Here is a 22,631-nt window from a genome sequence, read left to right on the forward strand (position 1 = left end):
GCCTACAGTTTGGAAATGGAGACGTGCTGCAACAGGGCCTGTACTGACACATGCATGACGTCCGTAAACGGTTTTGGATGAATGCCCATATAAAGAACCATGACAGCCATGATCCCCATGATGAGGAATTCGCGTGCGTTCAAATCGGGCATGGCGCGCACCTGATCATTGGTGATTTCACCAAACGCCACGCGCTTGAGCATCCACAAGGAATAAACGGCGGCCCAGATCAGGGCGGTGGCCGTCAGCAGGCCGATCCAGAAGTTGTACTCGACTGCACCCATGATGACCGTGAATTCGCCGACGAAGCCGCTTGTGGCCGGCAGGCCGCTGTTGGCCAGCGAAAACAGCACAAAGAAGGTGACGAACCGTGGCATCACGTTGATGACCCCGCCGTAGTCGGCGATGCGGCGTGTATGCATGCGGTCATACAGCACGCCTATGCACAGGAACATCGCTCCTGACACGAAACCGTGCGAAATCATCTGGACGATGGCGCCTTCAAGGCCGGCGGTATTGAACAGGAAGAAGCCCAGTGTTACGAAGCCCATATGGGCCACCGAGGAATAGGCGACCAGCTTCTTCATGTCGTCTTGAACGATGGCGACCAGGCCGATGTAAATGACGGCGATCAGCGATAGCGCAATCATCAGGCCGGCCAGGCTATGAGAAGCATCGGGCGCGATAGGCAGCGAAAAACGCAAGAAGCCGTATGCGCCCAGCTTGAGCATGATGGCCGCCAGCACCACAGAGCCCCCGGTGGGAGCCTCGACGTGGGCATCCGGCAACCAGGTATGCACCGGCCACATGGGAACCTTGACGGCGAAGGCGGCGAGCAATGCCAGGAAAACCAGGATCTGCGGCGTCTGGCCCAACGGCAGTTGATGCCAGGTGAGGATGTCGAACGAGCCGCCGGCCGCATGCCACAAGTAGATGAAGGCAACCAGCGTCAGCAGCGAGCCTAGCAGCGTATAAAGGAAGAACTTGAACGCCGCATAGACCCGGTTGGGCCCGCCCCACACGCCGATGATGAGATACATCGGAATCAGGGTGGCCTCGAAGAACACATAGAACAGCATGCCGTCCAGCGAGGCGAACACGCCCACCATCAGGCCCGAAAGAATCAGAAAGGCGCCCATGTACTGGGCGACGCGCTGCTTGATTACCTCCCAGCCGGCCAGCACCACGATCACCGTGATGAAGGCGGTAAGCAGCACGAACCACAACGAGATGCCGTCGATGCCCAAGTGGTAGTTGACGGCAAAGGTTTCAATCCAGCTCGTCTTCTCAACAAACTGCATGTCCGCCGTCTCGTAGTTGAAGCCCGTGTACAGAGGCAGCGTAACCAGGAAGGCCAGGACCGAGCCGGCCAGCGACAGCCAGCGGGTAAACGCGGGCCGGTCGTCGCGTCCCAGAAGCAGGACGATCAGGCCGGCGACTATCGGCACGAAGATCGATAGAGTCAGCCAGGGAAAAGTAGAAGACGCCATGTCGCTTGCCATCAGTAAACCGTCAGCACGAAAAAGGTTAGGAACGCCATGATGCCGATGATCATTGCAAAGGCGTAGTGATAGATGTAGCCCGACTGCAGGCGCCGACTGACGGCCGCCACCCAGCCGATCAACTTGGCGCTGCCGTCTACGACAACCCCGTCGATCAGGCCGCGATCACCCCTTTGCCACAAACCATGGCCCAGGCAGAACACAAAGCGGGACAGGACTTGCTCGTTGAACCAGTCGGCATAGTATTTGTTGTCGAGCACTTTGTAGACGCCCGACAAACTGCGCCGGATGGCGGCCGAAACGGCCGGATTCACGATATAGCAGTACCAGGCCACGACGAGGCCGGCAATCATCAGCCAGAACGGCACTGTGACGAAGCCATGCAAAGCATAGGCGACCCAGCCATGCCAATGCGAAGCCAGCTCAGCCATGGCCGGATGCTCGGGCAGCACCGCAATGGCGCCGTCAAAGAACCCGCCAAACAACATCGGCTCGATCAGCCATGCCCCCACGACCACCGATGGAATAGCCAGCAGAACGAGAGGCAAAGTAACCACCCAAGGCGATTCTTTGGGCGTGCCGCCGTGATGTCCATGATCGTCGGCCGCATGGCCGGACGTATCGAAACGCTCTTTACCATGGAAGACCAGGAAGTACACGCGGAACGAGTACAGCGAAGTGACGAAGACACCAATGAGGGTTGCGTAGTAGGCAATGCCCGCGCCCCAGACATTGGCGGCGCCGGCCGCCTCGATGATGTGCTCTTTGGAATAGAAACCCGAGAAGAACGGCGTGCCGACCAGGGCCAGCGTGCCCAGCAAAAAGGTGATCCAGGTGACCGGCATGTATTTGCGCATGCCGCCCATATTGCGGATGTCCTGGTCGTGATGCATGCCAATGATGACCGAGCCCGCGGCCAGGAACAGCAGGGCCTTGAAGAAGGCATGGGTCATCAAGTGGAATACCGAAGCCGAATAGGCAGACGCACCAAGGGCGACCGTCATGTATCCCAGTTGAGACAAGGTGGAATACGCAATGACTCGTTTGATGTCGTTCTGGATAATGCCCAGAATGCCCAGGAACAGTGCGCCAATGGCGCCGATGACAATCATGAATGAAAGCGCGGTGGACGACAGTTCGAACACCGGCGAAAAGCGGGCCACCATGAAAATGCCCGCGGTGACCATGGTCGCCGCGTGGATCAGCGCCGAGATGGGCGTGGGGCCTTCCATTGAATCGGGCAGCCAGCTGTGCAGCGGCACTTGGGCCGACTTGCCCATGGCGCCGATGAACAGCGAAATGCAGGCGACGGTGATCAGCTTCCAGTCGGTGCCCGGAAACGCCAGCGAGCCAAGTTGGTCGGTCTGATCAAACACCTGGCCGTAGTGCATGCTGCCGGTATAGGCGAACAGCAAGCCGATGCCCAGGATGAAGCCGAAGTCGCCCACCCGGTTGATCACAAAGGCCTTCATGTTTGCGAAGATGGCCGTCGGGCGCTTGAACCAGAAGCCGATCAGCAGATACGAAACCAGGCCAACAGCCTCCCAGCCGAAAAACAGCTGCAGCATGTTGTTCGACATGACCAGCATCAGCATCGAGAACGTGAACAGCGAAATATACGAGAAGAAACGCTGATAGCCCGGGTCGTCGGCCATGTAGCCGATGGTGTATATGTGCACCATCAGCGACACCGACGTAACCACCACCATCATCATGGCGCTGAGCGAATCGATCAGGAAGCCGATCTCGATCTGGATGTCGCCGATGGCGTTCCAGATGTATACCGTGCCGTCGAATGTCTGGCCGTTCAGTACCTGGAACAGAACCACGACCGAACCAATGAAAGAAACAAGCACCCCCAGAATGGTGATGCTGTGCGCGGCGCTTCGGCCCACGAAGCGGCCCATGAAGCCGGTGCCGAACAAGCCCGTGATGAGGGCTCCGACCAGCGGCGCCAGCGCAATAACGAGGTAAAGACTGATTGAACTCATAGTATCGGTAATCCCATCAACCCTTAAGCTGGTCTAGTTCGTCGACGTTGATCGTGTTTAGGTTGCGGTACAGCAACACCAGAATGGCAAGGCCGATGGCCGCCTCGGCCGCTGCGACCGTCAGGATGAAGAAAACGAACACCTGGCCCGACATATCGCCGAACCATGTGGAAAACGCCACGAAATTAAAATTGGCGGCGAGCAGGATCAACTCGATCGACATCAAGAGAATGATGAGATTCCGGCGGTTCAGGAAAAAGCCGAACACGCCGATGGCAAACAGAATGCCACCCAGTATCAGATAATGAGCCAGCGTTATTGTCATTTTGTGTCCTTGCCGGTTGATTCGGTCTGCGACGGGATACTGACCATCCGCAGGCGGTCTTGGGCGCGCACGCGCACCTGCTTGGAAGGGTCGGAGCGCTTGACGTCGCGTCGCTTGCGCAAAGTCAGGGCAATGGCCGACACCATGCCGACCAGCAGTATGACGGCGCCCACCTGTACCGCGAATACATATTCGCTGTACATCAGGCTGCCCAGGGCATGCGTGTTGTTGAAGTCGGCGCCCATCTGCGCCTGCGGGCCATAACCGCGCCATAGACTACCCAGCACGAATGACAGTTCCAGCACCATGATGATGCCGATGATCGAGCCCATGACCATGTAAGCCTTGAAGCCCCGCCGCAGGCTTTCCATGCGCACGTCGAGCATCATGACGACAAACAGGAAAAGCACCATGACGGCGCCCACATACACCAGCACCAGCAGCAGGCCCAGGAATTCGGCGCCCGCCATGATCCAAAGCATGGAAGCGTTGAAGAAAGCCAGAATCAAATGCAATACAGCCGTGATCGGGTTGGCGGCGGCGATCACGCGGATCGCGGCATACACCAGCACGAACGACAGGATGTAGAACAGGACGGAATAAAAAGTCATGGATTTTGTCCCGAGATCAGCGGTAAGGCGCGTCGGCTTCGCGCCGGCGAGCGATTTCTTCTTCGAACTGGTCGCCGACCGCCAGCAGCATATCCTTGGTGTAGTACAGGTCGCCCCGCTTTTCACCATGGTATTCGTGCATATGGGTCTCGACGATGGAGTCCACCGGACAGCTTTCTTCGCAAAAGCCGCAGAAAATGCATTTGGCCAGGTCGATGTCATATCGGGTGGTGCGGCGGGTGCCGTCTTCCCGCTCGTGCGACTCGATGGTGATGGCCAGTGCTGGGCATACCGCCTCGCACAGCTTGCAGGCAATGCAACGCTCTTCGCCGTTTGGATAACGACGCAAGGCGTGCAAGCCCCTGAAGCGCGGCGACGCGGGCGTTTTTTCCTGCGGGTAGCGCAAGGTGACCTTGCGTTTGAAAAAATACTTGCCTGTCAGGCGCATACCCTTGAGCATCTCGGTCAGCATCAGGCTGCCGAAAAAATCTTTGATAGCTTCCATATCTAGCCCCAGTCAGTCTATTGCCAAATGTTCCAGGGCGTCTGCATCCAGATCGCCACCACCACCAGCCAGACGCCGGTGACGGGAATGAACACCTTCCAGCCCAAGCGCATGATCTGGTCATAGCGATAGCGCGGGAAAGTCGCACGGAACCAAATGAACATAGAGACGACACAAAAAGTCTTGATGCCCAGCCACAGCCAGCCCGGCACCCAGGTGAACGGTGCAACGTCGAGCGGAGGCATCCAGCCACCCAGGAACATGATCGCGGCCACGGCGGACAGCAGGATCATGTTGGCGTATTCACCAAGGAAGAACAGTGCGAAGGCCGTTCCCGAATATTCGACCATGTGGCCGGCCACAATTTCGGACTCGCCCTCGACCACATCGAAGGGGTGACGGTTGGTCTCGGCCACGGCCGAGATCACGTAAATAACGAATAGCGGCAGCAGCGGCAACCAGTTCCAGGAAAGAAAAGTCAGGCCGCGATCGGCAAACCAGCCACTGCCCTGCCCCACAACAATCTCGCTCATGTTGAGCGAGCCTGAAACCAGCAACACGGTCAGCAGCACAAAGCCGATGGCCAGTTCATAAGAGATCATTTGAGCCGAGGCCCGCATGGCTCCGAGCAATGCGTACTTTGAGTTGGAAGCCCAGCCCGCCACGATAACGCCGTAAACGCCCAGCGAGGTGACTGCCATGATATACAGCAGCCCGGCATTGACGTTGGACAACACCATGTCGGGGCCGAAGGGCACTACAGCCCAAGCTGCCAGCGCGGGCATCAAGGTTACCACCGGCGCCAACAAAAACAGCAGCTTGCTTGACTTGGTCGGTACGATCAGCTCTTTTGTCAGCAGCTTGAAAACGTCCGCAAAAGGCTGGAGCAACCCACGGAAACCGACTCGGGTCGGACCAAGGCGCGCGTGCATTGCGCCTATCATCTTGCGTTCCCAGTAGGTTAGGTAGGCGACGCACAAGATGACCGGCACGGCCACCACCAGGACCTTGATGAGAGTCCACACCACGTACCAGGCGTTCGGCCCGACCAGCCCCGTTCCGAAGGCTTCGAGTTGAATCAACCAGTCCATTTAAGCACGCTCCACCGAAATTTCGCCGAAGGAGGCTCCCAGCGGCAGGGTTTCGGCAAACGCCGTCGAAATCCTGATCGCGCCATCAGCTACGGCAGGATCCAGCTTTGCCTGAAGGGCGACCTCGCCGTCAGCCGAACGAACACGGATTGCGTCGCCGTCGCTGAGGCTCAAGCCCTGCAGCGTGGCGGCGTTCATGCGCGCTGTCGGCTTGCGTGAATCTGCAGTCTCTTGCAGCGGCTCGGCGCGTCTGACCAGGGCATCGCTACGATAAATGGGCACATCGGCCACACGCTGCAAACCTTGCGGGGCGTGGCCCAACCCCACAGGGGCGGCAACCTGGTTGGACAGACGCTCTTGAATGCCGTCCACGAGCACCGTGTCGCGCACCGACTCGGAGGTTTCGTCATCGAAACCCGCAAGCTCGAGCAGATTGCCCATTACACGCAGCACCTTCCAGGCCGGACGAGCGTCGCCATAAGGCGCGGCCGTGCCCTTGAAGCTTTGCGTGCGCCCTTCGGCATTGACGAAAGTGCCTGAAGTTTCGGTAAACGGCGAGATGGGCAGCATGACGTCGGCCCAATCGGCCGCTGCCGAATAATACGAAGTGAGTGCGACGGCGAACTGCGCATTCTGAAGCGAGCGCAGTGCTTGCACGCCGTTATCGGAATCGAATGCGGGTTCGGCATGCAACACCACATAGCCCTTGAGGCCCTTTTGCAGCATTTGCTCGGCAGTCAGCCCATCTTCTTGCGGCACGGCGCCGGCCAAGTAGCCCCCCACCGTGTTGCCGCCCAGGGTAAGAAAACCCAGAGTGGCGCCCATGGCTTTGGCCAATGCTTGCGCGTTGGCCGCGATAAGGGCGGCGTCGGGCGATGAAACCGCCATATTGCCCAGCATGACCGCCACTTTTTCGCCGCCCGCCAAAGCCGCCGCTATGCGTTCGGCCTCTTCCGAAGGCTCAACCGATGCGAAGGCTTCCGGCACGGTTTGCTGGTTGGCCTTGGCCCATGCCGCCAGCACTTGCGCAAGGGCGTTGGGAATACCGGCCGGCGCCACGACTTGGCGCGCTGCAACTGGAAACAAAGGATCGTCGGCCGCACTGTCGATGAAAGCGATCTGTGTGCCGTGCTTGGCCGCCTGGCGCAGGCGCTGGGCCAGCAAAGGGTGATCTTTGCGCAGGAAAGACCCCACGACCAGCACGCGGTCGAGTTGGCCGAACTCTTCAATGGACATGCCCAGCCAAGGTACTCCGGGCAAGGCTTTGTCAAACGCGGGGTCGTTGAAGCGCAGGCGAAAATCCACATTGTCGGAGCCCAGGCTGCGTGTCAACCGCGCCAGCAAGGCAAGCTCTTCAACCGTTGCGGTATGAGCGCCGATGGCGCCCAGTTGATCAGCTCCGTGATCTTCACGAGCCTGGTTCAGGCCGCGCACCACCGCCTGAAGCGCATCGCTCCAGGAGGCTTCGCGCCATTGCCCGGTAGCATCACGCACCATGGGATGGGCAAGGCGGTCTTCCGTGTAGAGGCCGGTATACGAGAAACGGTCTCGATCACTGATCCAGCATTCATTGACCTCTTCGTTCTCGAAAGGCACAACGCGCAGCACCCGATGATCTTTGACGTGAATTACCAGGTTGGCGCCCAGGCTGTCGTGCGGGCTGACCGAGCGGCGCCGGGCAAGCTCCCAGGTGCGCGCGGCATAGCGGAACGGTTTGGAAGTAAGCGCGCCCACCGGGCATATGTCGATCATGTTGCCGGAAAGCTCGGATTCGACCGCGCGCCCGACGAAGGACGTTATCTCGGCATGCTCGCCTCGCTGGACCATGCCCAGCTCCATGATGCCGCCGACCTCTTGACCAAAGCGCACGCAACGAGTGCAGTGGATGCATCGCGGCATTTCCTCGGCGGAGATAAGCGGCCCCATGGGCTTGTGGAACACCACGCGCTTTTCTTCTTTATAGCGTGAAGCCGATGCGCCGTAGCCCACGGCAAGGTCCTGCAACTGACACTCGCCGCCCTGATCGCATACCGGACAATCGAGCGGGTGGTTGATCAGCAGGAACTCCATGACGCTTTTCTGTGCGGCCACTGCTATTTCAGAGCTTATGTGCACAACCATGCCGTTGGTGGCGGGCGTGGCGCAGGCGGGCATGGGCTTGGGCGCTTTTTCAACCTCGACCAGACACATGCGGCAGTTCGCCGCGATGGAGAGCTTCTTGTGATAGCAGAAATGCGGCACATACAGGCCCAGCTTGTGAGCGGCATGCATGACCATGCTGCCCTCGGGCACTTCAACCTTGTTGCCGTCTATGGTGAGTTCAACCATTGCTTGTCCTGACCTACAGATATTTGGGCACCACGCAGCTTTTGTGCTCGATGTGGTGTGCGAACTCGTCGCGGAAATGCTTGATGAAGCTACGCACGGGCATGGCCGCCGCATCACCCAGGGCGCAGATGGTGCGTCCCATGATGTTATGGGCGACGGAATCGAGCACGTCGAGATCTTCAGGGCGGCCCTGGCCGTTCTCGATGCGATGGATCATGCGGTAGAGCCAGCCGGTGCCTTCACGACACGGCGTGCATTGGCCGCAGCTTTCTTCAAAATAGAAATACGACAGCCGCAAGAGCGACTTGACCATGCAGCGGGTTTCATCCATGACGATGACGGCGCCCGAACCAAGCATGGAACCGGCCTTGGCGATACCGTCGTAATCCATGGTGGTCTGCATCATGATGTCGCCCGGCAGCACCGGAGCGCTGGAGCCGCCCGGGATAACGGCTTTGATCTTGCGCCCGCCACGCATCCCGCCCGCCAGTTCAAGCAGTTCGGAAAACGGCGTGCCCAGCGGTACTTCATAGTTGCCGGGCAGTTCGACGTCGCCCGACATTGAGAACAGCTTGGTGCCGCCATTGTTGGGCAGGCCGGTTTCGAGATAAGCCTGGCCGCTGTTGCGGAAAATCCAGGGCACGGCCGCGAAGGTTTCGGTGTTGTTGACGGTGGTGGGCTTGCCGTACAGGCCGAAGCTGGCCGGGAACGGCGGCTTGAAGCGCGGCTGGCCCTTCTTGCCCTCGAGCGACTCGAGCAGTGCGGTTTCTTCACCGCAAATGTAGGCGCCATAGCCGTGGAAGGCATGCAACTGAAAGTTGAAATCAGAGCCCAGAATTCGATCACCCAGGAAACCCGCTTCGCGTGCCTCTTCGAGCGCCTCTTCGAAACGGTCGTAAACCTCGAAAATTTCACCGTGGATATAGTTGTAGCCCACGCTGATGCCCATTGCGTAAGCCGCGATGGCCATGCCTTCAATAACAATATGCGGGTTGAAACGTAGGATGTCGCGGTCTTTGAAAGTACCGGGCTCGCCCTCGTCCGAGTTGCAAACCAGGTATTTCTGGCCGGGCAAGCTGCGCGGCATGAAGCTCCACTTGAGGCCGGTGGGAAAGCCGGCGCCGCCCCGCCCTCTCAGGGCCGAGGTTTTAACTTCGGCAATGACATCCTCGGGCTTCATGCCCGTGGTCAGAATCTTGCGCAGGCCCTCGTAGCCGCCTCGCTTTACGTAGTCTTGCAAGCGCCAGTTCTCGCCGTCCAGATCGGCTACGATCTGCGGCTTGATGTGACGCCCGTGGAAGATCATGCTGCGCGACAAATCACCGTCAGGCGCAATGTCGAGGCCCTGCGAAAACTGCTTTAGCACATCGGGTTCCGGAGCGTTCATGCCGATTCTCCGTGTCGTTTGAGTTCATCGAGCATGGCGTCGATTTTTTCGGGGGCCATGCGTACGCACATATGCTTGTCGTTGACCAGCAGCACCGGCGAATCGCCGCAAGCGCCCATGCATTCGCCTTCCATCAGGGTGAACTGGCCGTCTTCGGTGGTCTCGTGAAAACCAATGCCCAATTTCCGGCTGATGTAGTCGGCCGTCTTGACCCCGTCGCGCAAAGCACAGGGAAGGTTGGTGCATACGGTGATCTTGAAGCGCCCCACCGGCTTGGTGTTGAACATGTCGTAGAAGGACGCAACCTCTTGCACGGCGATGGGCGGCACTTGGAGATAATTGGCGATATCTTCGATGACATCAGTGGAAAGCCAGCCTTTTTCGTCCTGGGCGAAGGCGAGCGCCGCCATAATGACCGATTGCTTCTGATCGCTCGGGAATTTGGTTAATTCCGCGTCGATTTTTCGGTAGGCTTGTTCGGAAAGCAGCATAGTTTGAATCCGGTTTATACCTGGTTGGGCTCCGCCTAGCGGTCGATCTCGCCGAACACGATGTCCAGCGTGCCAATGATGGTGACCGCATCGGCGATCATGTGGCCGCGCGACATTTCGTCCAGCGCCGCCAAATGCACAAATCCCGGTGCGCGAATCTTCAGGCGGTAAGGCTTGTTGGCGCCATCGGACACAATGTAGGTGCCGAACTCGCCCTTCGGATGTTCGACCGCGGCATAGGCTTCGCCCCGGGGTACGTGCATGCCCTCGGTAAACAGCTTGAAATGGTGGATAAGGTCTTCCATGCCGAGCTTCATGCGCTCGCGCGACGGAGGCGCCACCTTGTGGTTGTCGACAATGACCGGCCCCGGGTTGTTCCGCAGCCATTCCACACACTGGCGGATGATGCGGTTGCTTTCGCGCATTTCGGCCACCCGCACAAGATAGCGGTCATAGCAGTCGCCGTTTACCCCAACCGGGATATCGAAATCGACCCGATCATAGACTTCGTAGGGTTCCATCTTGCGGAGATCCCACTCGACCCCCGAGCCTCGCAGCATGGGGCCGGTGAACCCCAGCGCCTTGGCACGTTCGGGGTCGACGACGCCAACGTCGACAAGACGCTGCTTCCAGATGCGGTTATCGGTAAGCAGGGTTTCGTATTCGTCGACGCAAGCGGGAAAACGATTGGTGAAGTCTTCGATGAAATCCAGCAAAGAACCCGAGCGCGCCTCGTTCATGGCCTTGAGTTCTTTGTCGCCGCGATATTTGCTGCTTTCGCCATACTGGGGCATGGAATCGGGCAAGTCGCGATAGACACCGCCGGGCCGGTAGTAAGCCGCGTGCAACCGCGCACCCGAAACGGCCTCGTAGCAGTCCATGAGGTCTTCGCGCTCGCGAAACGCGTACAGAAACACCGCCATGGCGCCAACGTCGAGCCCGTGCGACCCGATGGACATCAAGTGATTGAGGATGCGGGTGATCTCGTCGAACATGACGCGGATATATTGCGCCCGCAACGGCACTTCAATGCCCAGCAACTTCTCGATGGTCATGACATAAGCATGCTCGTTGCACATCATCGAGACATAATCCAGGCGGTCCATATAGGGCAGCGCTTGAAGATATGTCCGGTGTTCAGCCAGCTTCTCGGTGGCACGGTGCAACAGCCCGATATGCGGGTCGGCGCGCTGGATGACTTCGCCGTCCAGCTCGAGCACCAGGCGCAACACACCGTGCGCTGCGGGATGCTGGGGACCGAAGTTAAGGTTGTAGGTTTTCAGTTCTGCCATGTTTAACGCTCTATTCCGTAGCCTTCTTCGCGCACGATGCGAGGGGTGATTTCACGCGGCTCGATGGTTACCGGCTGATAGATCACCCGTTTCTGCTCGGTGTCGTAACGCATTTCAACGTGGCCGGACAGCGGGAAGTCTTTACGGAAAGGATGGCCGATAAAGCCATAATCGGTAAGAATGCGGCGCAGATCGGGATGTCCTTCGAAGACCACGCCATATAAATCGAAGGCCTCGCGTTCGAACCAGTTCACGCTGGGCCAGACATCGACCAGGGACGCCACAACGGGAAAGTCGTCGTTGGACACCCAGGTGCGCACGCGCAAGCGCCAGTTGTGGGTGACCGATATAAGGTGCAGCACCACAGCATAGCGCTTCGGAAACTCGGGCGTCGGCCACCCAAAAGCCGGCTGGCCCCAGGTGGAATAATCGACCGCGCACAAGTCAATGCAAGTGGCGAAGTCGAGCGCAGCCTGATCACGCAGGGTAGTACAGGCGTCGACCCACTGATCGGGGTTGATCTCGAGCGTAAGTTCGTTCAAGGCTTCTGTCAGGGCGACATCCTCGCCGAACTGTGCCCACAGGTTGGATTTCAGTGTTTCAAGCCGGGTCATAGCAAGCCGTTAGCCGTTGAGGGGAAAGATCGAATGCCGGCCATGCCTAGCGTGCGATCGTGTTCGTGAGGCGAATCTTGTTCTGCATCTGGAGCAGCCCATAGACCAGGGCCTCGGCCGTCGGCGGGCAGCCCGGCACGTAGACGTCGACGGGCACGATGCGGTCGCAACCCCGTACGACGGAATAAGAGTAGTGATAGTATCCGCCCCCGTTGGCACAAGAGCCCATGGAAACCACCCAGCGCGGCTCGGGCATCTGGTCGTAGACCTTGCGCAAAGCCGGCGCCATTTTATTACACAGCGTACCGGCCACGATCATCAGGTCGGACTGACGCGGGCTGGGGCGAAAAATAATGCCAAATTGGTCAAGATCGTAGCGGGCCGCGCCCGCATGCATCATTTCGACCGCACAGCAGGCCAGACCAAATGTCATGGGCCACAACGAGCCCGTCTTGGCCCAGTTGAGGAACTTATCCGCGCTGGTCGTGATGAAACCTTCTTTGAGAATGCCGTCAATAGCCATGATTTTGCCTAAACGCTTATGCAGCGACGGGCACAGCAAACCGATGGAGCCGTGCCGAATAATTGCGATGCGGCCATAGCCGCGATGAAAGCCAGTGCGCTATTCCCAATCGAGCGCGCCCTTTCTCCATTCATAGATGAATCCGACGGTAAGCACCGCTAGAAACACCATTACTGTCCAGAAGCCCACCAGGCCAAGCGTGCCGTTGGCGATGGCCCAGGGAAACAGAAAGGCGATTTCAAGATCGAAGAGAATGAACAAAATAGCGACGAGATAGTAGCGCACATCAAACTTCATGCGCGAATCGTCGAAAGCCTCGAAGCCACACTCGTAGGTGGACAGCTTTTCGTCGTCGGGACGATGCGGGCCAAGTACCCGGCCCACTATCAAAAGCGCAAAACCTATCAAAATAGCAACAATAATAAACAGCAAAACAGGAAAGTACTGTTGCAGGTTCATGCCCAACTTCCAATCACGATAAGTAAACCATAGGATTGTAGCATTTTGGGCGCACCATTACCCCCGGCCCGGTACTGGCCGACTCTTCCCCAGGGGCTACCCGATTGACGTTCGCCCAAGGGCTGAAGCCCCGTTCCAACAACTGCTTTTCAAGAAGCCGCCGGGGGCCTCGCAACACCGCTGCGAGGGTTATATGTGCATGCCGCCGTCGGCCATCAATACCGTTCCTGTAGTAAAACTGCTGTCATCACAGGCAAGAAACAGCACTGCACGCGCGATTTCGTCGGGTTGGCCATGACGGCCCAGCGCAATCATGGTATCCAGCATCTTGGTGGCGTCCTGGCCCACAACCTCGGACAGCCTTTTCTCGATGTCGAGCTGGAAATTGTTGTCGATGGGCCCCGGGGCTATGACGTTGACCCGGATTCCCCGCTGGGCGCCCTCTTTGGCGGCAACCCGCATCAAGCCGATGAGCGCATGCTTTGACGTGGCGTACGCGCAGATGCCCGGGTCGGCCGTCACGCCCACCACGCTGGAGGTGAGCACGACAGCACCGCCCGCCTGCATGACAGGCATGGCATATTTGCAGGCCAGGAAGCAGCCGCGCACATTGACCGCCATAACTTGGTCAAAGTCGTCTTCCGGGTAATCGGCAATAGGGGCGATCTGGCCGTTGACACCGGCATTGCCAAACAGAACATCGAGCCGGCCCCATTTTTCCATGGCGCGATCCACATAGCCTCGGGTGTCTTCGGCCCGGGTAACGTCGGCCACCACGATTTCGACATTATCGGCGCCAAGGGTCTGGGCAGCCGCATTCAACTGGGCCGCGTCGCGATCCACCAACACCACCCGCGCGCCCTCTTGCACGAATAGCCGCGCGGCGCTTTGCCCCAGACTGCCGGCCGCGCCCGTGACAACACATACTTTATCTTTTAGTTTCATGGCGTCTCCTGGCTTTATTCATGCTTGGTGTTGAGCCCTGCGGCTTCACCGACAGCGGGAGACGCGGCGACCACGCCCAGATAAGCGCGCTGCACCGCCGGATCGCCGGCAAGCGCGGCAGCGGCGCCGGACCCGACGATGGTCCCGTTCTCGATCAGGTAACCGCGATCGGCGATCGCCAGGCTTTTCTTGGCATTTTGCTCGACCAGCAGCACACTGATGCCGATCTTCCGCACCTGCTTCAAGATTTTGAACACCTCGCTGGCCATGATGGGCGATAAGCCAAGCGAGGGCTCATCGAGCAACAGGGTATGAGGCGCGGACATAAGCGCGCGGCCAATGGCCACCATTTGCTGCTCGCCTCCGCTCATGGTGGAAACCACTTGCGAGAGCCGCTGCTCAAGCTTGGGGAACAGCATTAATACCTGCTCGAGATTCCGGCTTTCGACGCTGCGAGCGCGACGCGCATGGGCGCCAAGCTGCAGGTTTTCGCGCACAGTAAGCTGGCCGAAAATGCCTCGGCCCTCGGGCACCAGCGCTATGCCGGCCTCGACGATCTGATGGGGCTGCAAACGCCGCAAGTCGATGCCGTCATGCTGAATGACACTGCCGGCCAGAGCCGGCACAAGGTTGGCCACGGCCTTGAGCACGGTGGACTTGCCCGCGCCGTTAGCGCCCAGCATCACCACCACCTCGCCGTCGGCAACTTCCACGTCAATGCCACGCAAGGCGTGGTGCTTGCCATACGCAACGGACAGGTTCTTGACCTCAAGCATCGTCGTCGTCCCCCAGGTAAGCGCGGACCACCTCGGGCTCAGCCAGGGCTTGCAGCGGTGGCGCATCGGCAATCTTGCGACCGACGTTCATGACCACGCAGCGGTCGCAAAGCGACCGGATGGCATCCATGACGTGCTCGACCAGAATCATTGTCACGCCTTCTTCGCGCACGGAACGCAGCAGTTCAATGCCATCGATCAGCTCGGAGGGATTAAGCCCCGCCAGCCACTCGTCAAGCAGCAGCAATCGTGGCCGCAGGGCCAGCGCACGGGCCAGCTCGAGTCGCTTTTGGTTGATATAGGTAAGGTCGGCGGCCTCGACATACGCAAAGTCGGCCATGCCCACGCGCTCGAGCAATAAGGCGGCTTCGTGGTCAGCCGCCCTGCCCGCCAACGGCTCGGTGCCAAAAGCCAGGCCGGCTTTCACGTTTTCGAGCGCGTTCATCGAGCCCAGCACCCGCACCAATTGAAAAGTGCGGGCGACGCCGCGGCGCGCGATGCGATTGGGCGGCAAGCCGACGAGCTCGGTGTCGTAGAGCCGTATGCTGCCCTGATTGGGCTTAAGAGCGCCCGAAATCAAGTTCATGACGGTGGTTTTACCTGAGCCGTTGGGCCCCAGCAGGCCGACGATTTCGCCTTGTCGCACCGAAAATTCCATTTCGTTTACAGCCACCAGGCCGCCAAATCGCTTAACCAGGCCGTGGATTTGCAGTATGGGCGCGCTCATGGGGTGTCTCCGGCGGGCGGCACAGCCCGGGCCCTGTTGCCGGGCAGGCGCTTTGCCCACGAGGCCAGCAACCCCGCCACGCCCTTGGGCACCAGATAGACGATCGCCATGAAAGTAAGCCCGAGCAGCACGCTGAAGTAATTCGGAAAATTGGCGGACAAATACTCGAACAGCAAGACCAGCGGCACTACGCCCAGCACGGGTCCGTGCAGGCGGGCGGCCCCGCCAAGCAATGCCATGATCAGCACTTGGAATGACAGCACCGAATTAAAGGCGATGGTAGGGTCGATGTACGTCCAGCGCGGCGCGACAATGGCGCCCGCCAACGCCATCAACATGGAGCTGATCGAAAACGCCGCCATCTTGGCGAAGGTGGTGCTGACGCCGGAATGTACGGCAACGGTCTCGTCGTCGCCTATCATGCGCAACGCCAGCCCTAGCCTGGAACGCTGCACGCACCAGCCGACGATGAAGACCAGGGCTGTTAGGGCGACCAATTGCCAAAGTATCTGCGCCTGGGTCAGATCAAGAAACAAATAGCGGCCCAGCGAGCCGGCCCGGTTGGTTTCATACCAAGTGACCATCTGGCGAAGCAATTCAGACAGGCCAAAGGTAAAGACGACGAAATACACCCCACGCAGCCGCAAGGTGGCCAGGCCCACCACCAGCGACACCGCCAGGCTGATCAGCACGGCGATGACCAGCACCATGGGCCAGGAGACGGTTTCGGCCAGCACAGCCGCTGTATACGCCCCTATGCCGAAAAACGCCACAGTAGCCAGAGATATGTAATTCGTCGGGCCCGAGAACATCGCCCAAGCCGTTGCCAGGGCTGTGAACATGAGCAGATTGATTGCCATCGAGATGGCGTAGCCGCTTCCAATGAACGGAACAGCCGCACAAAGCGCCAGTAGCGCCACACCCACGACGCCGGGCAAAAACTTGAGGGATTTCATGCCGACCTCCCGAACAGGCCGGTAGGCCGCACGATTAGCACCAGCATGAACAGCGCGAAGGTAACCGCCAGCGTCAGGCCCGGATCGACATAGGTGGCGACCAGGCTTTCGGCCAGGCCAAGCAACAGGCCTGCCAGCAGGCAGCCCAGCAGGTTGCCCACCCCGCCCATAATCACCACAATCAGGGCCTTCATGGTGAACACCACGCCCATGGTTGCGTTGAAGGTAAGAAACATGCTTACCAGCACGCCGCTGGCCGCGACCAGGCCGCCGCCCAGCGCAAAGGTAAGAGCCACGGTCTTTCGCACGTCGATCGCCACCAATTGGGCCGACGCCGGCGACGCCGCCACAGCGCGGATGACCGTGCCACGCCGCGTGTAGTTGAGTAGAAGATAAAGCGCCCCGCCCAGCAACACGGCAACGCCAAGCGCCAGCAATCGGTCGGCCCCCAGCGGCGAGCCCATGACCATGAACACCGTATCCAGATAGGCATTGTTTAGGTAGGCGCCGCCAAACCACAGCAACATAATGCCTTCGACTATGAACAGCAGCCCGAAGGTGGCCAGAATACTGTCGGTCTCCAGGGCCATTTCGGTACGCGCCCGCTTGACCAGCGGGTGCAGCAGCACCTGGTAAACCAGCCAGTTCACCACAAAGGAAAGCGGCACGATGATTACGAGCCCCAGCAGCGGATTGACCGACATCGCCTTGAAGAGCCAGTATGAGCTGATGGCTGCCGCGACCAGAAACTGGCCGTAGGAAAGATTCATGATACGGGCCACGCCGTACTGCAGTGTGAGCCCCATGGCGATCAGTGCGTAGACGCCCCCGAGCGTCAATCCATTAAGCAAAGCATCGATGATCTGCATCTAAGTTCCAACGTTGGGGAAAGCTGTGGCAAGGCCTTGCGCATTGCCGGCGGCCCGGCGACGGAGCGCAGCGCAAGCGCCCCGCCCTGAAAACGCCTTCTGGAAATACCCGGAAAGTCGCGCGGCTAATCCGGCAAGACAACCGGCTTAGCCGCCGGGCGCGACTTTTACAGCGATCTAATTGGCTTTCCAGGCCGGCTTGGGGAAAATGATGGGCTTGGCGCCGACAAGATCGGCAGGCTGGACAGGCTCAAGGGCATCGCCTTGCCACTGGCCGACCGAGGCTTCTTCAACCCACATGCGGTTTTGCAGTTTGACGGGACCCACGACCGTATCGAAACTGCCGGTTTCGATTTCTTTCGCGACCGCTTCGCGGTCGATGCTGTTGGCACGCTCGATGGCCTGCTGCAATACTTGCAAGGTGGCGTAGGTTACTGCGCTACCGTTGAAGTCGGCCTCGCGGTTGAACATCTTGAGATGTCGCGCACGGTACTCGGCCGTTGCCGGCAGCTCTTTGCTGACGCCGCCCAAACCCAGCACGCCTTCGGTGTTGGCGCCGAAACGGTCTTTGAATACCGGAAAGACCGTTCCGATAGCGGTGTAGAACACCTTGGGGTTAAAGCCCACTTTTTGCGCCTGATCAGTAAGGGCCAGGGTGTCGGGCGGATAGCTGAACGCCAGGAAAGCTTCGGGCTCGGCGCGGCGCGCCTCATTGACGATGGTTTGCAGGTCTTGCGAACCCAGCGGGTAGCTTTGGTCGTACACCACGTCGAACCTGGCGTTGGCCAGTTCTTCTCGAGCAGCCTTGCCCAGCTCGACCCCGAACTGGTCGGCAACGTTGACAATGGCCACTTTGCCCTGGATCTTGCCGTCGTCACGCAACCGCTTGAGCACCTCGACAATGCCGTGCGCATATTGGGTGGATGTAAGCGTAAAGAAGAACATATTGGGCCAGCGTTCGCGAAGCTGCGGAATGCGGTCGGAGATCATGGTTGTGGTCATGTGCGGATAGCCATGACGGTTGAGTATCGGGCCCACGGCCAGGTTCATTCCGGTGCCCCAGGGCGGCAGGATGAAGTCGACCTTGTCCTGGTTGACCAGGCGCTCGACAGCGCGGACGGCTTCTTCCGAACTGCTTCGGTCGTCGTACTCGATGAACTTGACTGGAACCTTCTTGCCATTGATTTCGATACCCCCGGCCGCTTCAAGCTCGGCCGCCCACATCTGGTAATTGGGCAGCACAGTGGTGCTGGCGCCGCCGGCGTAGGGTCCTGTTTTGGAGATGGCGTAGCCGATGCGGATCTCGGTTGGGTCGGCCGCATGCGCGGCTCCTGCCAGAGCCAATGCGGCGAGGCTCGTTAATACTGCTCTGAAACCAGGCAACTTCATATTTGTCTCCTCGGGTGCGCACCTATAGAGCGCATGTTATGAGCGAACGAACGGCGAACTGGGTGTTCGGTGCCGATACAAATTATTGGTTACGCATATAGAGTCTAATCGCTCCATTAGCATTGATTATACGGAGCCTCCCCGGTTTCGTGGAGCTCAACGACGCATTATTCGGCCTTCTTAGGGGTTTTCCCCAAAAAAAAACCACCCTATAAAAGAGTGGTCCGGAAATCCGTCCGGGCCTCGCATGAAAATCATGCTTCGCCCGATCGGAAACCGAAAGGCCGCAGGCCGTAGCCTGGGCCGGCTCGGAGTAGTTGTTAGAACTGGTGACGCATACCGACACCAATCAGGGTCGACTTCAGGTCGTCCTGGAAGGCCACATTCTTGGCGTACGAACCCACAGCGTACACGTTGGTGCGCTTGGACAGCGGGTAGGTGTAGCCCAGGCTGTAGATGTTTTGTTTCTCGTCGTCACCGGCAGTGCCGCGAGGATCAGCCATGCCCCACGAAGCCATGACTTCGCCCGGACCGACCGGAGCGCTCAGGCCGACCGTGTACGAATTGACGCGCATGCCATCATTGACCAGCAAGGCGCCGGTGGCGTCCAGGTCAGCGAAGGTAATGCCTTGGAACCAGCCGTTGCGGGTCTGGCCATAGCCGGCGTGCAACTTGGCGACCTGGAAGTCGTAGCTTGCGCCTATGGTCCAGGACTTGACCTTCACTCCACCATCGGGGTTAGGCGTGCCGTCGGCGAACGACTCGGGCGCCTTGAACTGGTCGTAGGTGGCGGCTACGCCGATTGGACCGTTGTCGTAGCGAAGACCGGTAGTCCAGGCGCGGGTGTTGGGGTCGTCGCCTCCGCTTTGGCGGAACTGCTGCGAACCGTTGGCGTTAAAGGAATACCCGACGCCAAACTGGAAGCCCGAAAAATTGGGCGTCTGGTACATGATCATGTTGTCGTAACGCAGGCTGGCGGCCGAGTTGAAGGTGGCGCCGGCGGCGGCTTGACCAAAATCTACGCCAAATGGGCTGGCGATGCCGGCAAAGTACTTGCTGGCGATATTGGTCTGGCGGCCAAGGTCGAGACGGCCCCAGGCATCAGACTGCAAACCGACGGTGGCTTGGCGACCGAACATGCGATTGGTGTTGCCCAGCGCCTGGCCCGAAACGCCGGTGCCCAGATCAAAGCCGCTTTCAAGCACGAACACGGCTTGCAGGCCGTTGCCCAGATCTTCAGTGCCTTTCAGCCCCCAGCGGTTGGCGGAGTTGATGCCATTGATCATGCCCGTGCGCTTGCCGTTGTAATCAACTGGCGTGCCGGTTTCATCGATGTAGCTACCTTTGAGTTGCTGGTAGCCGATACCCCCGTCGACGATACCGTAAAGGGTAACCGACGTTTCTGCGTGGGCCGCACCGACGGCAAAGCCGAACCCGGTAGCGAGCGCTGCAGCGAGCAGAGTCTTTTTCATTTGAGAAATCTCCGTAGATTTGATTTGATCTGATCCGATTTGATTTAGCGACAGTGCAGATATGTTTCTGCTACGTGTGGTCCGCCGCCCGGGACATGACGACTGTTGCAATAAAACTTGAAACGCGTCGTTCACAAATCAAATGCTAAACCTGCTCACGGGGCTTTTAAAAGGAAAACCACTCCGAGGAGTGGTTTTAAGTACACGAAACGTAAGCTCGTGTTGCCAACAGGGCTTTCCGTGTAACGGAAAGCCTCTGTCGAGTCATGGCGTAACCGCCATTGCGGCAATTAGAACTGGTGACGCAAGCCGACGCCGACCTGGGTCGACTTCAGGTTTTCTTGGAAAGCCACGTTCTTGATGTACGAACCCAGCGCGTACACGTTGGTGCGCTTGGACAGTGCATAGGTGTAGCCCAAGCTGTAAGCCTGTTGCTTCTTGTCGTTGTAGTTGTAGACACCGCCGTTTTTAGGATCGGCCATGCCCCACGAAGCCAGGACCTTGCTGTTTGCGCCAACCGGGGCGCTCAGGCCCAGGGTGTATGAGTTGACTTTCATGCCGTCGTTGGCAATGTATCCATCGCCTAGCTCGAAGTCGGCATACTCAATATCGGTAAGCCAGCCGTTACGCGATTGTCCGAAACCGGCGTGTACCTTGACGATTTCGAAGTCGTAACTGGCACCCAGATTCCAGGACTTGATGCTCACGTCACGATCGGCTGCGGGCGAGGTGGGCAGGCCGTTGGTTTTCAACTGGTCGTAGGTCAGTGCAGCGGCCAAGGGGCCGTTTACATAGCGAAGACCGGTCGTCCAAGCGCGGGTGTTGGGCTGCTCGCCACCGCTTTGCTTGAACCGCTGGTTGCCATCATTATTAAACGAATAGCCGACACCAAACTGGAAGCCCGCGAAGTTGGGGGTTTGGTACATGACCATGTTGTCGTGGCGAACGCTATCGGCCGCGCCGAACGTGGTGCCGACGCGCGCGTTCGAGAAATCAGTGCCGAAGGGACTGGCAACCGGCGCAAAGTACTTGGAGGCGATGTTGGTTTGACGACCGAAATCAAGCTGGCCCCAGGCTTCGGACTTCAAGCCGACGGTTGCCTGGCGACCGAACATACGACCGCCTTGGCTGGATTGGCCGGTGCCGACGCTGAAACCGTTTTCCAGAACGAAAACAGCTTGCAGGCCATTACCCAAATCTTCGGTGCCTTTCAGGCCCCAGCGGCTGCTCGACTGGCCTCCGCTAAGCACGCCAGTGCGCGTGCCTTTGTAATCGGCGCCGTTGACAGTGCCCTTGACGCGCTCGTAGGCGATGCCGCCGTCAACAATACCGTACAGCGTGACCGAGGTTTCGGCGTGTGCAACACCAGCGAAGCCGGTGATCAGAGCAGCAACAAGCAGACTCTTTTTCATGTTGTAAATCTCCGTAGATTTGATAGCTGGCAGCAAGGTACTAATGCCTTTCTGCCTGTAAAACTCCGCAAGCGGTAGTTAAATCTATTCCAACAAAAAACCCGGTTGCTGGCTATGAACACGTCTGGAAATCTTTGCTTCCGTCTTGTTTCTGTCACTTTAATACAACAAACCCGTTGTTTTTAAGCTATAAAAAGATGAGTTGTCGCTTTCAGAAACATCTGCCGCAAGGCAATATCAACTTCGAAAATCTCGGCAGGAAAACATAATGATTTCCCGGCCTAAAATAGCTCTCAATCAATAAGTGTTTGTTTTATATGCATATAATTTATTGCTATATCTCGCCTCAAACCGGAAACCGCCTCATCGCACCGCACTAAAATTTACTTTGGATTCATACACCTAGGGGTAATTCCCCATGCAACTATTAGTGTAATAAATAGATAATTTTGTACTTTTCATTTTAGGCGCGCCGGCAGGCAAAACGCAGGCCGCCGAAATGTGTTGTTTCGCGGCACGGCTATCTCTTCGCATCATTGACCGCTGATAGCCGCATCCCGGCCTGTCGCTCCCACGCAAAACCACAACGTAAAGCCACAACGCAAAACAGCCGGAGCGTCACCAAAGACGCGCCGGCTGTTTAACACTTGCAGTGTCAGTTCAATTCAGAACTGGTTAGAACTGGTTAGAACTGGTGGCGCAAGCCTACGGCGAACTGAGTTGCCTTCAGGTCTTTGGCGAAGTGCACGTGGCGGGCGTACGAACCCAGCGCGTACACGTTGGTGCGCTTGGACAGCTTGTAGGTATAGCCCAGGCTGTACGTTTGCTGCTTCTCGAGTTCGCTGTTAACCCAGCCAGCGCGGGTGCCCGCGTTCTTTGGGTCGGCCATCACCCACGAGGCCAGGAGCTTCCCGTTTACGCCGATGGGAGCGCTCAGGCCGAGGGTGTACGAGCTGACCTTGAAGC

General features: G+C 58.6%; 22 protein-coding genes. All 22 read right to left on the reverse strand.

All coding sequences use genetic code 11. The features are described from left to right. Positions 1–2 precede the first annotated feature (2 nt). Positions 3–1,505 carry an NADH-quinone oxidoreductase subunit M gene (locus ACIY1O_RS07205; protein ID WP_397474432.1) on the reverse strand — a complete coding sequence of 501 codons (1,503 nt, stop codon included), beginning with the start codon at positions 1,503–1,505 and terminating at the stop codon, positions 3–5. Further along, complete coding sequence (nuoL, locus tag ACIY1O_RS07210) at positions 1,502–3,493, reverse strand: NADH-quinone oxidoreductase subunit L (protein ID WP_397474411.1); 1,992 nt, start codon at positions 3,491–3,493, stop codon at positions 1,502–1,504. Before nuoL ends, ACIY1O_RS07205 begins: the two co-directional genes overlap by 4 nt. 16 nt (positions 3,494–3,509) lie before the next feature. Further along, a complete protein-coding gene (gene nuoK, locus ACIY1O_RS07215; RefSeq protein ID WP_397474412.1) occupies positions 3,510–3,818 on the reverse strand; it encodes an NADH-quinone oxidoreductase subunit NuoK in 309 nt (102 codons plus the stop codon). Next, a complete protein-coding gene (locus ACIY1O_RS07220) occupies positions 3,815–4,429 on the reverse strand; it encodes an NADH-quinone oxidoreductase subunit J (RefSeq protein WP_397474413.1) in 615 nt (204 codons plus the stop codon). Before ACIY1O_RS07220 ends, nuoK begins: the two co-directional genes overlap by 4 nt. A gap of 16 nt (positions 4,430–4,445) precedes the next feature. Continuing rightward, the gene (nuoI, locus tag ACIY1O_RS07225) at positions 4,446–4,934 is read right to left on the reverse strand and encodes an NADH-quinone oxidoreductase subunit NuoI (protein ID WP_397474414.1); all 489 of its coding nucleotides are present in this window, start codon (positions 4,932–4,934) and stop codon (positions 4,446–4,448) included. A 17-nt stretch (positions 4,935–4,951) separates the two neighbouring features. Continuing rightward, a complete protein-coding gene (nuoH, locus tag ACIY1O_RS07230) occupies positions 4,952–6,025 on the reverse strand; it encodes an NADH-quinone oxidoreductase subunit NuoH (RefSeq protein ID WP_397474415.1) in 1,074 nt (357 codons plus the stop codon). After that, positions 6,026–8,353 (reverse strand): NADH-quinone oxidoreductase subunit NuoG, encoded by a 2,328-nt coding sequence (nuoG, locus tag ACIY1O_RS07235; protein WP_397474416.1) that lies wholly within the window; start codon positions 8,351–8,353, stop codon positions 6,026–6,028. 13 nt (positions 8,354–8,366) lie between these two features. After that, on the reverse strand, positions 8,367–9,740 hold the full coding sequence (gene nuoF / locus ACIY1O_RS07240) for an NADH-quinone oxidoreductase subunit NuoF (RefSeq protein ID WP_397474417.1): 1,374 nt from the start codon (positions 9,738–9,740) through the stop codon (positions 8,367–8,369). Continuing rightward, on the reverse strand, positions 9,737–10,231 hold the full coding sequence (gene nuoE, locus ACIY1O_RS07245; protein ID WP_397474418.1) for an NADH-quinone oxidoreductase subunit NuoE: 495 nt from the start codon (positions 10,229–10,231) through the stop codon (positions 9,737–9,739). The genes nuoF and nuoE overlap by 4 nt, the downstream gene beginning before the upstream one ends. Positions 10,232–10,266: 35 nt before the next feature. Beyond that, positions 10,267–11,523 (reverse strand): NADH-quinone oxidoreductase subunit D, encoded by a 1,257-nt coding sequence (locus ACIY1O_RS07250; protein WP_397474419.1) that lies wholly within the window; start codon positions 11,521–11,523, stop codon positions 10,267–10,269. 2 nt (positions 11,524–11,525) lie between these two features. Further along, positions 11,526–12,137 carry an NADH-quinone oxidoreductase subunit C gene (locus ACIY1O_RS07255; RefSeq protein WP_397474420.1) on the reverse strand — a complete coding sequence of 204 codons (612 nt, stop codon included), beginning with the start codon at positions 12,135–12,137 and terminating at the stop codon, positions 11,526–11,528. Between the two features lie 46 nt (positions 12,138–12,183). Then, positions 12,184–12,660 carry a NuoB/complex I 20 kDa subunit family protein gene (locus ACIY1O_RS07260; RefSeq protein WP_017524972.1) on the reverse strand — a complete coding sequence of 159 codons (477 nt, stop codon included), beginning with the start codon at positions 12,658–12,660 and terminating at the stop codon, positions 12,184–12,186. 99 nt (positions 12,661–12,759) lie between these two features. Beyond that, on the reverse strand, positions 12,760–13,119 hold the full coding sequence (locus ACIY1O_RS07265) for an NADH-quinone oxidoreductase subunit A (protein ID WP_397474421.1): 360 nt from the start codon (positions 13,117–13,119) through the stop codon (positions 12,760–12,762). A gap of 189 nt (positions 13,120–13,308) precedes the next feature. Further along, the gene (locus ACIY1O_RS07270; protein WP_397474422.1) at positions 13,309–14,064 is read right to left on the reverse strand and encodes an SDR family NAD(P)-dependent oxidoreductase; all 756 of its coding nucleotides are present in this window, start codon (positions 14,062–14,064) and stop codon (positions 13,309–13,311) included. 14 nt (positions 14,065–14,078) lie between these two features. Further along, the gene (locus tag ACIY1O_RS07275) at positions 14,079–14,840 is read right to left on the reverse strand and encodes an ABC transporter ATP-binding protein (RefSeq protein WP_397474423.1); all 762 of its coding nucleotides are present in this window, start codon (positions 14,838–14,840) and stop codon (positions 14,079–14,081) included. Then, on the reverse strand, positions 14,833–15,567 hold the full coding sequence (locus ACIY1O_RS07280) for an ABC transporter ATP-binding protein (RefSeq protein WP_397474424.1): 735 nt from the start codon (positions 15,565–15,567) through the stop codon (positions 14,833–14,835). Before ACIY1O_RS07280 ends, ACIY1O_RS07275 begins: the two co-directional genes overlap by 8 nt. After that, entirely contained in the window at positions 15,564–16,523 is a 960-nt protein-coding gene (locus ACIY1O_RS07285) for a branched-chain amino acid ABC transporter permease (RefSeq protein ID WP_397474425.1), read from the reverse strand. Before ACIY1O_RS07285 ends, ACIY1O_RS07280 begins: the two co-directional genes overlap by 4 nt. Next, on the reverse strand, positions 16,520–17,392 hold the full coding sequence (locus ACIY1O_RS07290; protein WP_397474426.1) for a branched-chain amino acid ABC transporter permease: 873 nt from the start codon (positions 17,390–17,392) through the stop codon (positions 16,520–16,522). The genes ACIY1O_RS07285 and ACIY1O_RS07290 overlap by 4 nt, the downstream gene beginning before the upstream one ends. A 177-nt stretch (positions 17,393–17,569) precedes the next feature. Next, positions 17,570–18,781, reverse strand: coding sequence for an amino acid ABC transporter substrate-binding protein (locus ACIY1O_RS07295; protein ID WP_397474427.1), 1,212 nt, complete (start codon positions 18,779–18,781; stop codon positions 17,570–17,572). 320 nt (positions 18,782–19,101) lie between these two features. Further along, positions 19,102–20,253, reverse strand: coding sequence for a porin (locus ACIY1O_RS07300; protein ID WP_397474428.1), 1,152 nt, complete (start codon positions 20,251–20,253; stop codon positions 19,102–19,104). A 290-nt stretch (positions 20,254–20,543) separates the two neighbouring features. Continuing rightward, the gene (locus tag ACIY1O_RS07305; RefSeq protein ID WP_397474429.1) at positions 20,544–21,665 is read right to left on the reverse strand and encodes a porin; all 1,122 of its coding nucleotides are present in this window, start codon (positions 21,663–21,665) and stop codon (positions 20,544–20,546) included. 685 nt (positions 21,666–22,350) lie between these two features. Next, positions 22,351–22,631, reverse strand: a 281-nt coding sequence (locus ACIY1O_RS07310) for a porin (protein ID WP_397474430.1), incomplete at its 5' end; no start/stop codon positions are given.

This window comes from Pusillimonas sp., from assembly GCF_044464525.1.
Taxonomy (GTDB): domain Bacteria; phylum Pseudomonadota; class Gammaproteobacteria; order Burkholderiales; family Burkholderiaceae_B; genus Pusillimonas.

Coding starts and splice junctions, on each gene's coding strand:
- ACIY1O_RS07295 (WP_397474427.1), bottom strand. CDS start 18,781: ATGAAGTTGCCTGGTTTCAGAGCAGTATTAACGAGCCTCGCCGCATTG.
- nuoL (WP_397474411.1), bottom strand. CDS start 3,493: ATGAGTTCAATCAGTCTTTACCTCGTTATTGCGCTGGCGCCGCTGGTC.
- nuoE (WP_397474418.1), bottom strand. CDS start 10,231: ATGCTGCTTTCCGAACAAGCCTACCGAAAAATCGACGCGGAATTAACC.
- ACIY1O_RS07250 (WP_397474419.1), bottom strand. CDS start 11,523: ATGGCAGAACTGAAAACCTACAACCTTAACTTCGGTCCCCAGCATCCC.
- ACIY1O_RS07285 (WP_397474425.1), bottom strand. CDS start 16,523: ATGAAATCCCTCAAGTTTTTGCCCGGCGTCGTGGGTGTGGCGCTACTG.
- ACIY1O_RS07260 (WP_017524972.1), bottom strand. CDS start 12,660: ATGGCTATTGACGGCATTCTCAAAGAAGGTTTCATCACGACCAGCGCG.
- nuoF (WP_397474417.1), bottom strand. CDS start 9,740: ATGAACGCTCCGGAACCCGATGTGCTAAAGCAGTTTTCGCAGGGCCTC.
- nuoG (WP_397474416.1), bottom strand. CDS start 8,353: ATGGTTGAACTCACCATAGACGGCAACAAGGTTGAAGTGCCCGAGGGC.
- ACIY1O_RS07265 (WP_397474421.1), bottom strand. CDS start 13,119: ATGAACCTGCAACAGTACTTTCCTGTTTTGCTGTTTATTATTGTTGCT.
- ACIY1O_RS07300 (WP_397474428.1), bottom strand. CDS start 20,253: ATGAAAAAGACTCTGCTCGCTGCAGCGCTCGCTACCGGGTTCGGCTTT.
- ACIY1O_RS07275 (WP_397474423.1), bottom strand. CDS start 14,840: ATGCTTGAGGTCAAGAACCTGTCCGTTGCGTATGGCAAGCACCACGCC.
- ACIY1O_RS07255 (WP_397474420.1), bottom strand. CDS start 12,137: ATGACCCGGCTTGAAACACTGAAATCCAACCTGTGGGCACAGTTCGGC.
- nuoI (WP_397474414.1), bottom strand. CDS start 4,934: ATGGAAGCTATCAAAGATTTTTTCGGCAGCCTGATGCTGACCGAGATG.
- ACIY1O_RS07220 (WP_397474413.1), bottom strand. CDS start 4,429: ATGACTTTTTATTCCGTCCTGTTCTACATCCTGTCGTTCGTGCTGGTG.
- nuoH (WP_397474415.1), bottom strand. CDS start 6,025: ATGGACTGGTTGATTCAACTCGAAGCCTTCGGAACGGGGCTGGTCGGG.
- ACIY1O_RS07305 (WP_397474429.1), bottom strand. CDS start 21,665: ATGAAAAAGAGTCTGCTTGTTGCTGCTCTGATCACCGGCTTCGCTGGT.
- nuoK (WP_397474412.1), bottom strand. CDS start 3,818: ATGACAATAACGCTGGCTCATTATCTGATACTGGGTGGCATTCTGTTT.
- ACIY1O_RS07290 (WP_397474426.1), bottom strand. CDS start 17,392: ATGCAGATCATCGATGCTTTGCTTAATGGATTGACGCTCGGGGGCGTC.
- ACIY1O_RS07280 (WP_397474424.1), bottom strand. CDS start 15,567: ATGAGCGCGCCCATACTGCAAATCCACGGCCTGGTTAAGCGATTTGGC.
- ACIY1O_RS07270 (WP_397474422.1), bottom strand. CDS start 14,064: ATGAAACTAAAAGATAAAGTATGTGTTGTCACGGGCGCGGCCGGCAGT.